Genomic DNA, 12,881 nt, shown 5'->3' with positions numbered 1-12,881 from the left:
GAGATGACACACATCATCGAACTCCAGCACGTCTGGAAGCGGTACGACACCGGCGGTGAAGTCGTCGAGGCGTTGAAGGACGTCGACTTCTATGCGGACCCCGGCGAGTTCGTCTCAGTCATGGGTCCCTCGGGGAGTGGGAAGTCCACGATGCTCAACGTCCTCGGGTTACTCGACACACCCACCGAAGGGACCGTCCTCCTCGACGGACAGGACGTGACCGACCTCTCGGACCACGAGATGACGACCCAGCGAAAGCAGTTCATCGGGTTCATCTTCCAGAGTTTCCACCTGATTCCGACGCTGTCGGCGCTGGAGAACGTGGAGGTACCGACCCTCTTCGGTGACGACCCGACGGCGCGAGAGCGAGCGACTGACCTCCTCGAACGCGTCGGACTCGGGGACCGACTCCACTACCGGCCGGACCAACTCTCCGGCGGGCAGAAACAGCGTGTCGCCGTCGCCCGCGCCCTCGTGAACGAACCGCGGATTCTCCTCGCCGACGAACCGACGGGCAACCTCGACCGAAAGACCGGCCGGAGCGTCCTCGACCTGTTCGACGAGATTCGACGCGAAGACGACGTGGCCGTCATCGCCGTCACGCACGACCCGCAACTCGGTGAGTACGCAGACCGGACCGTCCAACTCGTCGACGGGAGGATTCAATGAGTTTCTTCGACGACCTCTTTCGGCGCGTCCCGGCGCTGTTGATGGCGAGACGAAACCTCTCACGGAACCGTATTCGCTCCGGTCTCGCCGTCCTCGGCATCATCATCGGTGTTCTCGCAATCGCGTCGCTCGGGATGTTCGGGACGACGCTCCGCGTGGGTGCGAGTCAACAACTCGGTGAGATTGGCAACGAAATCAGCATCTCGCCCAACCTTCAGGAGGGTATCGAGGAGTTGACTGACCGGGACGTAGACGAAATCGAACGGGCGGTCACCGACGGTGAAGTCGTCCCGCTCCGGTCTGAGTCGGCGTTGGTGTCGCGGGGACAACAACAGACGGTGGCGACGATATACGGGATGGAGAATCCGGGTGCGCTGTACGAGGCAGAAGAAGGTCGGATACCCGATAGACTCCGACAGGGCGCACTCATCGGGTCGGGGACCGCCGAGATTCTGGACGTCGAACCCGGAAACACCATCTCCGTCGATGGCCGAACCTACCGAATCGCCGCGGTTCTCGCCGAAGAACAGGGCATCTCGCTGGTCAGCCCGAACAACGCCGTCATCGTTCCACTCGAAGACGTGAACGGAACTGGCTACTCGCAGGTCGTCGTGAGTTCGGAGTCAGGGCAGGCGGCGAACGAGTCCGCCGTCGCTATCCGCGAGTCGCTGAACGAACGCGAAGAGCGCGTGAACGTGTTCGAACTGCAAGCAATCACCGCCGGAATCAACCAGTTCTTCGGCATCATCAACACGTTCCTCATCGGTATCGGTTCTATCTCGCTCGTCGTCGCCGGCGTGAGCATCCTGAACGTGATGCTCATGAGTACAATCGAGCGCCGGCAAGAGATTGGTGTCCTCCGTGCCGTCGGCGTCCAGCGAGGGGACGTGATTCGGATGATTCTCGCCGAAGCGGGTCTGCTGGGCGTCGCGGGCGGCGTCATCGGTGCGATTCTCGCCGTCGGTGCGGGCATCGCACTCAACTCGTTCGTCCTGAACGACCCGCTGGCGACGTTCCAACCCATCAACTTCCTCTACATCGCCCTCGCGGTGGGGTTCGGTATCGGGACGAGTATCCTCTCGGGGCTGTATCCGGCGTGGAAAGCGGCCAACGAGCGCCCGGTCGAAGCGTTACGGAAGTGACCTGAGAGTCCTCGTTGCGTCACCGCGCGCATCAGCTACTCACTCGGCAGTCGACGAAAGAAGGGAGAACTGCGCTTAGATGTAGTCGTGTTCGGCGAGACGCTCGACTGCTTCACGGAGGCGCTCTTCGCTCGCAGCGTAGGAGATGCGGGCGTAGCCCGGCGCGTTGAAGGCGCTTCCGGGGACGGTTGCGACCTTCGCGTCCTGAATCGCGCCCTCACACCACGCCTGGTCGTCGTCGTCGACGGGGAGCATCATGTAGAACGCGCCCTTCGGGACGGCGACGTCGACGTCGTGTTCGGCGAGGAGGTCCACGAGCATGTCGCGGCGACCCTCGAACGCTTCGCGCATCTCTTCGACGGTGTCGTCGGTACGCTCGGAGAGCGCTTCGACGCCGGCGTGCTGGACGAAGTTGACGGCACAGGAGACAGAATGCGAGTGAAGCTTGCCCGCCTGCGAGATGAGGTCCGACGGCGCGTGCAGGTAGCCGAGTCGCCAGCCAGTCATCGAGAACGCCTTCGAGAAGCCGTTGATAGTGATGGTTCGGTCTTCCATCCCGTCGAGCGAACCGAGCGAGGTGTGCTCGAATCCGTCGTAGGTGATGCGCTCGTAGATTTCGTCGGAGATAACGGCGATGTCGTGTTCGACGGCGAGGTCACGGACACCTTCGAGTGCCTCGTCGGAGAAGACGCCACCCGTCGGGTTCGACGGTGAGTTGACGACGAGCAGTTTGGTCTCGTCGGAGACGGTGTCTGCGAGTTCGTCGAGTGCGGGTTCGAGACGGAAGTCGTGCGGTGCGAGGTCGACGCGCTTCAGCGACCCGTTGGCGAGTTTGACCATCGCCTCGTAGGACACCCACGCGGGGTCCAGCAAGACGACTTCGTCGCCGTCGTCGATGAGCGTCTGGAACGTCTCGTAGAGCGCCTGTTTGCCGCCGGGCGTGACGATGACTTCGTCAGCCTCGGCGTCGACGCCGTTGCCGCGGAGTTTCTCCGCGATAGCTTCCTTGAGCGCCGGGATGCCGTTCGACGACGTGTAGCCGGTGTGCCCGGCATCCATCGCGTCTTTGGCGGCCTGGACGATGTTCTCCGGCGTCGGGAAGTCCGGTGCGCCGACCGAGAGGTCGACCACGTCTTCGCCCTGCGCTTCCAGTTCACTTGCGAGGTTCGAGATGGCGAGGGTGGCGCTGGGTTCGACCCGTCCCACGCGCTCGCTAAATTCGAAGTTCATGCCAACGCCTCCACCATCTCGGTCGCGGCGTAAACCGCTTCCGCACCTTTGCTGACGCGTTCGCGTGCCTCGGCACCGCTCATTCCGGGGCCGGAGACGCCGAACGTGACGGGTTTGTCACGGTCGAGCGACACCTCGGTCAGCGACCTCGCCGTCGCGTCGGCGATGACTCGGTCGTGGTCGGTGTCGCCGGTGACGATTGCGCCGACGACGGCCACGGCGTCGATGTCGTCGCGGCGGGCGAGTCGGTCCGCCGCGAGGGGTGAGTCGTACGCGCCGGGGACGTGAATCGTCTCCGCCACCTCGGCGTCACGTTCGGCGGCGGCATCGTGGGCCGCCTCCTCCATCTGTTCGGTGACCGACGAGTTGAATCGGGCCACTACGAGTCCGAGAGAGACCATAGCCGACCCTTCCCGTGGCGGCTAAAAGAACTACCGACACCCACCGAAATTGGCCGTGCAAGCGACGCACTGGGTGTCGCCGTGGCGGCCACTCCCAAACAAAACTGTTGTATTGTCGGCGTATGGATGTGTGTACATGAGTGCTGACACTGAGACCGAACTGCTCACTCGGTCTCACGCCCTCCTCGCGATTGTCGCCGCCGCCGCTATCGCGCTCCTCGTCCGCGTCGTGAGCCTCGGTGACCGCATCTTCCACTGGGACGAAGGGCGCGTCGGCTACTGGATTCTCCGCTATCACGAGACGGGAGAGTTCACGTATCGACCCATCATCCACGGGCCGTTCTTGCCCATCGTCAACGACTACGTCTTCGCAGTTCTCCCGGCGACGGACTTCTCCGCGCGCCTCCCCGTCGCCGTCGTGGGTGCCTTGCTCCCGCTTTCGGTGTGGCTGTTCCGGGAACACCTTCGCCGCGATGAGATGGTCGCCCTCGCGCTCTTCTTCGCGGCCAACCCGCTTCTCGTCTACTACTCGCGGTTCATGCGCAACGACGTGCTCGTGGCGGCGTTCTCGTTTATCGCACTCGGGTTCGTGGTCCGCGCGTACGACACCGGCCGCCTCGCGTATCTGATTCCTGCCGGTGCGTCGTTCGCGACCGGTGCGGCCGCGAAAGAGAACTACGTCGTCTACCTCCTCTGTTTCCTCGGCGCGGCGTTCCTCGTCTTCGACCACCGACTCGTCGCCCGCACCTCGTCGGGTGACTCGTCGCGCGCAATTCTCTTCGCGGAGGTTCCCGAGAGTATCGCAGACCGCCTTCGCACACGCGGCGCGGGCAGTCTCGGGTCCGGTGCGTTCCGATACGCCGCCGGTATCGTCGGCGGACTCGCCGCGTTCATCGTCGTGTTCGTGTTCTTCTATGCCCCGCGACCGGACCTCTGGAACGCGTTCGGGAACCCGGCGGCGTTCCCCGGCGTCGTCGAGGCGGGGACTGTCGGTGCCGTCACCGAGATGGTCGATAGTTGGATTGGCGGCGGTCACCAGTCCCACGAGTACCTTCCGTACCTGAAGGACTTCCTCGAAACGTTCGTCTACGGCGCGCCAGTGCTCATCGTCTTCGCACTCGTCGGTATCGTCGTCGACCGGTACGGCGTCGTCACCGAGCGACTGCGATGGCTCGTCGCCTTCGCGACGTACTGGGGTGTCGTGAGCATCTTCGGCTACCCATTGGCGACTGACATTCAAGCGCCGTGGGTCGTCGTCCACGCCGTCGTCCCGTTGGCTATCCCCGCCGCGGTGGGTGCCGCGTTCGTCTTCCGCTCCGCACGGCAAGCCTACGACGCCCGCGATACGGTCGGTATCGGCCTCGCTGCACTCGTCGTTCTCGCGTCTGTCGGCGGTGTCGCCGCCGCCAACGTCGACTACTGGAACGCGTCCACAGACGAGGACAAAGAGATACTCCAGTGGGCACAACCCGAAAACGACCTGAAAACCACGCTGGGCGACGTGGAACGAGTCGCCGCGACGAACGACGGAAACGACGTGTTGCTCTACGGCACGCACCCGCCGGACAGCGACGTGACGCACTTCTACGTGAAAAACGAGTCAAATCCTCTCGGCGGACCGTCGTGGCACAGTCGCCTCCCGCTTCCGTGGTACTTCGAAGGTGCAGACGTGGTCCGAACGAGTAGTCCTCCAGATGCCGGCGTCGGAAACGCGACGGCAGACGCACCGCCCGTCGTCGTCGCCTACGAGTGGGACCGCGACGAACTCGAATCGGAACTCGACGGGTACGTCGTCCGCCAGCACGCGTTCAAACTCTGGAACGAGGACGTCGTCGTCTTCATCGACGAAGACGCACTCGACGCATCGACGCAGTTGCAGTCCTGAAGCCGAGAGTCGACCGACAGCACCGCTCGGTTTCGTCGCGCGCGCTTCTCTCGGAGTCGAATCTATCGGGTGACGCGCCGGGAGATACACACGAATGTGGGTATTTTACCACTCGAGGTGGCAACATTTATGCACCGACGTACTGAACCGCCGACCGTGACCGTCACCGTACCCGGACCCACGCTCGGCGTCGTCGGCGGGGGCCAACTCGGCCGTATGCTCGGCGAGGCCGCCGCCCCACTCGGCGTCGACATCGTGGTTCTCGACCCGACACCTGACTGTCCCGCAGCAGCAGTTGCCGACCAAATCGTCGGGGACTTCACCGACCCTGAGGCGATGGCCGAACTCGCCGCGCGGGCCGACGCGCTGACGTTCGAAATCGAACTCGCGGACCCGGACCTGCTCGACGAACTCGCCGCCAAAGAGGGAATCGACGTCCACCCCTCGCCCGACGCGCTTCGGACCATCGAGGACAAACTGGTCCAGAAGCGGACCTTCGGCGAGGCCGACATCCCGATTCCGCCGTTCCACCGCGTCGACGACGCAGACGACCTGCGCGCCGCACTCGACGAGTTCGGGTCGGTCATGCTGAAGGCCCGAACCGGTGGCTACGATGGGCGCGGGAACGTCCCCGTCACCGACCCCGAGGACGCGGAGGCCGCCATCGAGGAAGTCGGCGGCCCGGCGATGGCCGAGGCGTTCGTGGACTTCGAGCGCGAACTCTCTGTCATCGGCGTCCGCGGTGAGGGTGAGATTCGCACCTTTCCCGTCGGCGAGAACGTCCACGAAGAAGAGATTCTCCGCGAAACCGTCGTCCCGGCACGGACGACAGACGACGTTCGCGAGGAGGCCGACCGGGTCGCGCGCGAGGTACTCTCGCACTTGCCCGGACGTGGCGTCTTCGGCATCGAACTGTTCGAGACGAGCGATGGCGACGTCCTCGTGAACGAAGTCGCACCTCGGCCGCACAACTCGGGACACTGGACTATCGAGGGTGCGCTCTGCTCGCAGTTCGAACAGCACGTCCGCGCCGTCCTCGGGTGGCCACTCGGCGCGACCACCCAACGCGCACCCACCGTGAGCGCGAACATCCTCGGCACTGTCGAGGAGTCCCAACCTGCGCGACTCGCTGGCCTCGAACCCCCGCTGTCCGAACCGGGTGTCTCACTCCACTGGTACGGCAAAGAAGAGGTTCGCCCGCTTCGGAAGATGGGCCACCTCACTGCCGTCGACACGGGTGACGACGGGAGCATCGAGAGCCTCCTCGAACACGTCCGCGAACTTCGAGACGGTCTCCACTTCGACTGACACACGCAGTCGACGCTGACCGACACTTCGAACCGACCGCGATACCCCCTGCGGAACGACCCGGACTGACCACACACCACCACAACCAGCGACCCTTCCCACACGAGACGACTCCACAATGACCACCGAACAGGACCTCATCGACGAACTCCACGCACAGGCCGCCGCTGACCACGACCCAGAGACGACGCCCGACGTCGGCATCATCATGGGGTCGGACTCCGACCTCGACGTGATGTCCGGCGCGCACGAGGCGCTCGACACGCTCGGGTTCGGCGAACAGACCGACTTTGACGACGCACCCGACGAGCGCTTCACCTACGAGACGTACGTCGTCTCCGCGCACCGCACGCCCGACCTGATGTACGCCTACGGAGAGACGGCCAAGGAGCGCGGTGTCGAAGTCATTATCGCGGGCGCGGGCGGGAAGTCTGCGGACCTCCCGAACATGACCGCGTCCATCGCGTACCCACTGCCCGTCGTCGGCGTCCCCGTCCAAGAGAAGTCCGTCGACTCCGTCATCGGCATGCCGACGGGCGCGCCAATCGTCGCCGTCGACGCCGGAAAGTCGTTCAACGCGGCGCTGTCGGCCGTCCAGATGCTCGCTCGCGGATATCCCGAACTCGAAGACAGACTCGTCGAGTACCACGAGGACCTCGTCGCGGACGTGGCAGAAACGTCGGCGAAGCTACACGGCCTCGGTGTGGCCGGATTCCGCGAATCAACTCAGTAGACGAATTACCCCTCGTTCTGAGGGTCTTTTTTCGGTGACGACGGGCGGCAATCGCCGCCAAACCGCCCCCGGAGCGTGGTTCCGGGCGTCTCACGCGTATTTTCCGAATAGAAGCCTTCTCGCGCCCGAAACACACAAATCAATGTTTATAGGGGAGCGCTTCTAACCGCCGCACGTCAGGGAGACACGGCATGAGTGATTGGATTGCAATCGGTGCGATGGGTGTCGTCGCTGTCGGCTTACCATTAGTCATGATGGCTATGTCGGCGATGCTGCGCCCAAGCGTGCCGGAACAAGGAAAGAGTGCCACGTACGAGAGTGGTGAGGTGCCGACCGGCACGGCGCGCGTCCAGTTTAACATACAATACTACATGGTCGCGTTGCTGTTCGTCGTGTTCGACATCGAGACTGTCCTGATTTTCCCCTGGACAGTCATCTACCGCTCCGCTCTCGAACAAGGCGCGTCTCTGGGGACGATTCTCGCCCCGATGTTGCTGTTCATCGGTGTGCTCGTCGTCGGACTCGTCTGGGCGTGGCGCAACGGCGCCGTCAAGTGGGTCAAAAGCCCGCAGGCGAACCGTCGTAAGACAGAGAGACAAGACGCATGAGTAGCGAACAAAAACCATTCGTCACGGACGATACACAGGTACAGACCGAGACCCGCGACGCCCGCATGGCGGGCGCGGACGACCGGTTCAACTCGAAGCTTCGGGAGGCGTTCGGTTCGTCGCCGTTCATCCTCACCAAGTTCGACAAGTTCATGAACTGGGTCCGTGGGTCCTCGATGTTCATGCTGCAGTTCGGTATCGCGTGCTGCAGTATCGAGATGATGCACACGTACGCGGTCAAACACGACCTTGACCGCTTCGCGGCCGGTGTCCCGCGTGCATCCCCGCGTCAGGCGGACGTCATCATCGTTCCCGGGACGATCGTTTCGAAGTTCGCCCCGCGGATGAAGCGCGTGTACGACCAGATGCCCGAACCGAAGTTCGTCGTCGGCATGGGGTCGTGCACCATCTCGGGTGGCCCGTTCCAGGAGGGCTACAACGTCATCAAGGGCGCAGAAGAGGTCATCCCGGTGGACATCCACATCCCCGGTTGCCCGCCGCGCCCGGAGGCGCTCGTCTACGGTATCGCGAAACTCCAAGAGCGCATCGCGAACGGCGAGTCCAGTCCCGTCACGGTCAAGCCGTACGAACTGGAGCAGTTCGGCGACCTTCCACGCGACGAAATCGTCGACAAACTCGCCGAACAGATAGACGAAGACGACCTCGTCATGCGCTACAACTGGGCTGATTCGCCATGAGCTTGGAAGAAGCAGAACCCCAGGAAGGAGCGGTTGCAGAGCGCTCCCGCGGAGACGAACTCGCCGAGTTACTCGGTGACCTCGTCCTGTCCCGCGAAGAGCACATGAACGCACCGGGCTTCGTCATTCGCCCAGACCAGGTCCAAGAGACGCTGTTCAAACTCCGCGACGAGGCGGGATTCGACCACCTCTCGTGTGTGACCGCACAGGAGTACGAGGACCGCTACGAGTCCATCTACCACCTGACGAAGTACGACGACCGAACCGACGAAGTGAGTGTCGTCGTCCCCACGTCGAAGGACGACCCGGTCAGCCAGTCCGCAGAACCCGTGTTCCGCACGGCCGACTGGCACGAGCGTGAAGCGTACGACCTCGTCGGTATCCGGTACGAGGACCACCCGGACCTCCGCCGCATCCTCCTCCCCGAGACGTGGCAAGGGCACCCGCTGGGCCTCGACTACGACCAGGACCGACCGCAGATTGCGACCCTCACCGAGCACGCGAACCCGCTCGAGAAGGACACGCGCGGCGACGAGGGCAACACGATGTACATCAACATCGGGCCGCACCACCCGGCGACCCACGGCGTCCTGCACGTCGAGACGGTCGTCGACGGTGAGCAGGTCGTCGACCTCGAACCCGACATCGGCTACCTGCACCGCTGCGAAGAGCAAATCTGCCAGCAGGGAACCTACCGCCACCAGATTATGCCGTACCCCGACCGCTGGGACTACATCTCGGCGGGCCTCCTGAACGAGTGGGCCTACGCCCGCGCCGCGGAGGACCTCGCGGACATCGAGGTGCCGGAGTACGCGCAGATTATCCGGACGATGGGGTCCGAACTGTGCCGCATCGCGTCGCACATGATTGCGCTCGGCACGTTCGCGCTCGACGTCTACGGCGACTTCACGGCTATCTTCATGTACGCCATGCGGGACCGTGAAATCGTTCAGAACATCCTCGAAGACCTCACCGGGCAGCGGATGATGTTCAACTACTTCCGTCTCGGTGGCGTCGTCTGGGACCTTCCCGAACCGCGCGAGGAGTTCTTCGAGAAGATTCGTGACTTCATCGACGACCTGCCGGAGGCACTCGAGGAGTACCACGACATGATCACCTCGAACGAGATTCTTCAGGCGCGTACGGTCGGGACTGGCGTCCTGCCGCCGGAAGTCGCCAAGTCCTACGGCGCGACCGGACCGGTCGCTCGTGGGTCTGGCATCGACTACGACCTCCGCCGCGACGACTCCTACGGCTACTACGACGAACTCGACTGGGACGTCGTCGTCGAAGACGGTTGCGACAACTTCTCGCGCCTGCTCGTGCGTATGCGCGAGGTGGAGGAGTCGGCCAAGATTATCCAGCAGTGTGTCGACCTGCTCGAAGATTGGCCAGAGGACGAACGGAACATCCAGGCGAACGTTCCGCGTACCCTCAAGCCGGACGAGGACACCGAAATCTACCGCGCCGTCGAAGGTGCGAAGGGTGAACTCGGCATCTACATGCGCGCCGACGGCACCGACAAGCCAGCGCGCTTCAAAATTCGCAGTCCGTGCTTCTCGAACCTACAGACGCTCCCCGAGATGTCCGAAGGTGAGTACATCCCGGACATGATCGCATCGCTCGGGAGCCTCGACATCGTTCTCGGCGAGGTGGACCGTTGATGAGTCTGCAAGTCACCCTTCCAGACACCATCAGCGGCCTCCTCGGCCTCGAAGGCATCCTCGGCGACGTCGTCGGGGGGCTGATTGGCGCGTTCATCGTCGCCAACATCATGCTCATCACGACGGCAATCGCCGGCCCGTGGGCGAAGCGGAAGATTACGGCCGCGTTCGGTGACCGTATCGCGGTCAACCGTATCGGACCGTTCGGGTTACTCGTCATCATCCCGGACGCCGTCCGCCTGATGTCGAAGGAACTCATCGTTCCCGAAGGCGTCGACCGTCCCGCGTGGGACATCGCGCCCATGATTATCCCCTTCTCTGCGTTGCTCGGATTCGCCGTCATCCCGATGGGTAGCGGCATTCAACTCGCCGACCCCGAGACTGGCCTCGCGTTCGCCTTCGCGGCGGCGTCGATTGCGTCGCTCGGTCTCGTGATGACCGGCTACGCGTCGAACAACAAGTTCTCGCTCATCGGTGCACTCCGCGCCGTCGCAGCGAACATCGCCTACGAGATTCCGCTCGTCATCACCGCGGCATCCGTCGTCATCTTCGCCGGGTCGCTTCGGATGAGCGAAATCGTCGCCGTGCAGGCAGAACCGCTCATCTCTGTCGCCGGCGTGGCGATTCCGACGTGGTTCGCGTTCGTCAACCCGTTCGCGTTCGCACTGTTCATCATCGCGAACCTCGCAGAGATTGGCCGCAACCCGTTCGACATCCCCGAAGCGCCGACCGAGATTGTCGCCGGATACCAGACGGAGTACTCCTCTATCTACTTCGTCCTCATCTACCTCGGTGAGTTCATCCACATCTTCCTCGGTGGCGCTATCGCGGCGACGCTGTTCCTCGGCGGCCCAGCAGGTCCGGTCCTGCCCGGGTTCGTCTGGTTCGTCATCAAAATCTGGGCGTTCTTCCTGTTCACCCAGTGGGCGCGTTCCGCAGTGCCGCGCCTTCGCGTCGACCAGTTCCTCGAAATCGGTTGGAAAGGCATGCTCGTCTTGTCCTTCGCCAACCTGGTTCTCACGGCCATCATCGTGGGGGTGATTGCATGATTGGAATCCTCAAGGGCATGGCAGTGACGTTGAAGCACGCACTCGACGGCCAGACGTTCACGGTCGAGTACCCCGAAGAAGCGCCCGAAGTCAGTCCGCGCTTCCGTGGTGTCCACAAGTTCAGCCAAGAGCGCTGTATCTGGTGCCGTCAGTGTGAGAACGTCTGTCCGAACGACACGATTCAGATCGTTCAGGACGACAAGCGCAACGGCGAGCAGTACAACCTGCACATCGGCCAGTGTATCTACTGCCGACTGTGTGAGGAAGTCTGCCCCGTCGACGCGATTCTGCTCACGCAGAACTTCGAGTTCACTGCTGACACCAAGAACGACTTCGTCTACAACAAAGAACAGCTCAAGAACGTCCCGTGGTACAAGGATATCGACCCGCTCAACTCTCGCAACCCCGACCGCAACGCGTGGATTGGCGAAGGCGAAGGAGAGGTCGACTATCAGTAACATGACCGCGAGTGAATCGTTCGAGTACCGTCAGCGTGCGTCCGCTACGGGGCGCTGAGGACGTTCTCGAAATGTTCAAAGGGATATCTCAAGGAGACACACACAATGGTTTATGAAACCATCGCGTTCGCGCTGTTCGCCCTCATCACCGTGGGCTGCAGCCTGGGCGTCGTCCTCGTGCGGGACATCTGGCATTCCGCACTCCTGCTCGGGGGCGCGCTCTTGAGCGTCGCGGTGCACTACGTGATGTTGCAGGCGGAGTTCCTCGCCGCCATGCAAATCCTCGTCTACGTCGGCGGGGTGCTGATTCTCATCACGTTCGCCGTGATGCTGACGCGTATCAATCCGGAGGTGAGTAGCACATGACCACGAAACCGCAGTTGAAGCTCGGTTCGCACCTCGTGCCGGGACTCGCTGCCGTCGCGCTGTTTGTCGTGATGGCAGTCGTGTTCCTCGGTGCGTCGTTCCCGAACCCACAGGGATTCGCAGAGGGCGCTAATCTGACCGCGAGCATCGGCTATACGATGTTCAACTTGGACTTCGGCAGCGTCGCAGGCGAGAGCATGCTCATCGCGTTCGAGATTATCGACCTCGTGCTCGTCGCCGCGCTCGTCGGCTCCGTCCTCCTCGCTCGCCGCGAGGGTGAAGGCGGCCAGATGCGCACCATCCTGACCGACGGCGGTCGCGAACTCAAGCGCACGTTGTTCGACGACGAGGAGGGTGACCGGTAATGGTACCCGGACAGTACTACCTCCTCCTGTCGGCCGCGGTGTTCTGTATCGGCCTCTTCGGCCTGCTCACCCGGCGCAACGCGCTGTTGTTCCTGATGTCGGTCGAGCTGATGCTGAACGCGGCCAACATCAACCTCGTCGCGTTCTCCTACTACTGGGGCAACGTGACGGGCCAGACGTTCGGTCTCTTCACGATGGCACTCGCCGCCGCCGAAGTCGCGGTCGGTATCGGTATCATCCTGGTGCTGTACCGCAACTTCGACGACGTGGACGTCACGAAGGCAACAACGATGAGGTGGTAAACG

Annotated in this window: 15 protein-coding genes; 13 read left to right on the top strand and 2 right to left on the bottom strand. The window is 63.0% G+C overall.

Annotated elements, in window-relative coordinates; all coding sequences use genetic code 11:
- Positions 1-3 precede the first annotated feature (3 nt).
- Together GJR96_RS00320 and GJR96_RS00315 are read left to right on the top strand one after the other, a co-directional pair.
- Positions 4-669 (top strand): ABC transporter ATP-binding protein, encoded by a 666-nt coding sequence (locus GJR96_RS00320; protein ID WP_151160954.1) that lies wholly within the window; start codon positions 4-6, stop codon positions 667-669.
- The gene (locus tag GJR96_RS00315; RefSeq protein ID WP_151160952.1) at positions 666-1,811 is read left to right on the top strand and encodes an ABC transporter permease; all 1,146 of its coding nucleotides are present in this window, start codon (positions 666-668) and stop codon (positions 1,809-1,811) included. Before GJR96_RS00320 ends, GJR96_RS00315 begins: the two co-directional genes overlap by 4 nt.
- Positions 1,812-1,886: 75 nt before the next feature.
- Here GJR96_RS00315 and GJR96_RS00310 read toward each other — a convergent pair whose 3' ends face one another.
- On the bottom strand, positions 1,887-3,041 hold the full coding sequence (locus GJR96_RS00310) for a pyridoxal phosphate-dependent aminotransferase (protein ID WP_151160950.1): 1,155 nt from the start codon (positions 3,039-3,041) through the stop codon (positions 1,887-1,889).
- A complete protein-coding gene (gene ribH / locus GJR96_RS00305) occupies positions 3,038-3,442 on the bottom strand; it encodes a 6,7-dimethyl-8-ribityllumazine synthase (protein WP_151160948.1) in 405 nt (134 codons plus the stop codon). Before ribH ends, GJR96_RS00310 begins: the two co-directional genes overlap by 4 nt.
- Positions 3,443-3,578: 136 nt before the next feature.
- On the opposite strand from ribH, the gene GJR96_RS00300 reads away from it, so the two are divergent.
- From GJR96_RS00300 to nuoK, 11 genes are all read left to right on the top strand, one after another.
- A complete protein-coding gene (locus GJR96_RS00300; RefSeq protein WP_151160946.1) occupies positions 3,579-5,327 on the top strand; it encodes a flippase activity-associated protein Agl23 in 1,749 nt (582 codons plus the stop codon).
- A gap of 156 nt (positions 5,328-5,483) precedes the next feature.
- Positions 5,484-6,635 (top strand): 5-(carboxyamino)imidazole ribonucleotide synthase, encoded by a 1,152-nt coding sequence (locus tag GJR96_RS00295; RefSeq protein WP_151160944.1) that lies wholly within the window; start codon positions 5,484-5,486, stop codon positions 6,633-6,635.
- 118 nt (positions 6,636-6,753) lie between these two features.
- Positions 6,754-7,368 carry a 5-(carboxyamino)imidazole ribonucleotide mutase gene (gene purE / locus GJR96_RS00290; RefSeq protein ID WP_151160942.1) on the top strand — a complete coding sequence of 205 codons (615 nt, stop codon included), beginning with the start codon at positions 6,754-6,756 and terminating at the stop codon, positions 7,366-7,368.
- A gap of 191 nt (positions 7,369-7,559) precedes the next feature.
- The gene (locus GJR96_RS00285) at positions 7,560-7,976 is read left to right on the top strand and encodes an NADH-quinone oxidoreductase subunit A (protein WP_151160940.1); all 417 of its coding nucleotides are present in this window, start codon (positions 7,560-7,562) and stop codon (positions 7,974-7,976) included.
- Complete coding sequence (locus tag GJR96_RS00280; protein WP_151160938.1) at positions 7,973-8,674, top strand: NADH-quinone oxidoreductase subunit B; 702 nt, start codon at positions 7,973-7,975, stop codon at positions 8,672-8,674. The genes GJR96_RS00285 and GJR96_RS00280 overlap by 4 nt, the downstream gene beginning before the upstream one ends.
- The gene (locus GJR96_RS00275; RefSeq protein ID WP_151160936.1) at positions 8,671-10,338 is read left to right on the top strand and encodes an NADH-quinone oxidoreductase subunit D; all 1,668 of its coding nucleotides are present in this window, start codon (positions 8,671-8,673) and stop codon (positions 10,336-10,338) included. Before GJR96_RS00280 ends, GJR96_RS00275 begins: the two co-directional genes overlap by 4 nt.
- Positions 10,338-11,387, top strand: coding sequence for a complex I subunit 1/NuoH family protein (locus GJR96_RS00270; RefSeq protein ID WP_151160934.1), 1,050 nt, complete (start codon positions 10,338-10,340; stop codon positions 11,385-11,387). The genes GJR96_RS00275 and GJR96_RS00270 overlap by 1 nt, the downstream gene beginning before the upstream one ends.
- Positions 11,384-11,845: a NuoI/complex I 23 kDa subunit family protein gene (locus tag GJR96_RS00265; protein ID WP_151139124.1), complete on the top strand. Its 462-nt coding sequence runs from the start codon at positions 11,384-11,386 to the stop codon at positions 11,843-11,845. Before GJR96_RS00270 ends, GJR96_RS00265 begins: the two co-directional genes overlap by 4 nt.
- A 105-nt stretch (positions 11,846-11,950) precedes the next feature.
- Positions 11,951-12,211 carry an NADH-quinone oxidoreductase subunit J gene (locus tag GJR96_RS00260; protein WP_058573143.1) on the top strand — a complete coding sequence of 87 codons (261 nt, stop codon included), beginning with the start codon at positions 11,951-11,953 and terminating at the stop codon, positions 12,209-12,211.
- Positions 12,208-12,576 (top strand): NADH-quinone oxidoreductase subunit J family protein, encoded by a 369-nt coding sequence (locus GJR96_RS00255; protein WP_151160932.1) that lies wholly within the window; start codon positions 12,208-12,210, stop codon positions 12,574-12,576. Before GJR96_RS00260 ends, GJR96_RS00255 begins: the two co-directional genes overlap by 4 nt.
- Entirely contained in the window at positions 12,576-12,878 is a 303-nt protein-coding gene (gene nuoK / locus GJR96_RS00250; RefSeq protein ID WP_151160930.1) for an NADH-quinone oxidoreductase subunit NuoK, read from the top strand. Before GJR96_RS00255 ends, nuoK begins: the two co-directional genes overlap by 1 nt.
- Positions 12,879-12,881 lie beyond the last annotated feature (3 nt).

Source organism: Haloferax litoreum (genome assembly GCF_009674605.1).
Taxonomy (GTDB): Archaea; Halobacteriota; Halobacteria; order Halobacteriales; family Haloferacaceae; genus Haloferax; species Haloferax litoreum.
The sequence above is the reverse complement of the archived record's forward strand: the minus strand, read 5'-3'. Positions and strand labels throughout refer to the sequence as shown.

What these genes read in the sequence shown, in the direction of transcription:
- GJR96_RS00320 (WP_151160954.1), top strand. Translation starts at nt 4, where the DNA reads ATGACACACATCATCGAACTCCAGCACGTCTGGAAGCGGTACGACACC.
- GJR96_RS00315 (WP_151160952.1), top strand. Translation starts at nt 666, where the DNA reads ATGAGTTTCTTCGACGACCTCTTTCGGCGCGTCCCGGCGCTGTTGATG.
- GJR96_RS00310 (WP_151160950.1), bottom strand. Translation starts at nt 3,041, where the DNA reads ATGAACTTCGAATTTAGCGAGCGCGTGGGACGGGTCGAACCCAGCGCC.
- ribH (WP_151160948.1), bottom strand. Translation starts at nt 3,442, where the DNA reads ATGGTCTCTCTCGGACTCGTAGTGGCCCGATTCAACTCGTCGGTCACC.
- GJR96_RS00300 (WP_151160946.1), top strand. Translation starts at nt 3,579, where the DNA reads ATGAGTGCTGACACTGAGACCGAACTGCTCACTCGGTCTCACGCCCTC.
- purE (WP_151160942.1), top strand. Translation starts at nt 6,754, where the DNA reads ATGACCACCGAACAGGACCTCATCGACGAACTCCACGCACAGGCCGCC.
- GJR96_RS00285 (WP_151160940.1), top strand. Translation starts at nt 7,560, where the DNA reads ATGAGTGATTGGATTGCAATCGGTGCGATGGGTGTCGTCGCTGTCGGC.
- GJR96_RS00280 (WP_151160938.1), top strand. Translation starts at nt 7,973, where the DNA reads ATGAGTAGCGAACAAAAACCATTCGTCACGGACGATACACAGGTACAG.
- GJR96_RS00275 (WP_151160936.1), top strand. Translation starts at nt 8,671, where the DNA reads ATGAGCTTGGAAGAAGCAGAACCCCAGGAAGGAGCGGTTGCAGAGCGC.
- GJR96_RS00270 (WP_151160934.1), top strand. Translation starts at nt 10,338, where the DNA reads ATGAGTCTGCAAGTCACCCTTCCAGACACCATCAGCGGCCTCCTCGGC.
- GJR96_RS00265 (WP_151139124.1), top strand. Translation starts at nt 11,384, where the DNA reads ATGATTGGAATCCTCAAGGGCATGGCAGTGACGTTGAAGCACGCACTC.
- GJR96_RS00260 (WP_058573143.1), top strand. Translation starts at nt 11,951, where the DNA reads ATGGTTTATGAAACCATCGCGTTCGCGCTGTTCGCCCTCATCACCGTG.
- GJR96_RS00255 (WP_151160932.1), top strand. Translation starts at nt 12,208, where the DNA reads ATGACCACGAAACCGCAGTTGAAGCTCGGTTCGCACCTCGTGCCGGGA.
- nuoK (WP_151160930.1), top strand. Translation starts at nt 12,576, where the DNA reads ATGGTACCCGGACAGTACTACCTCCTCCTGTCGGCCGCGGTGTTCTGT.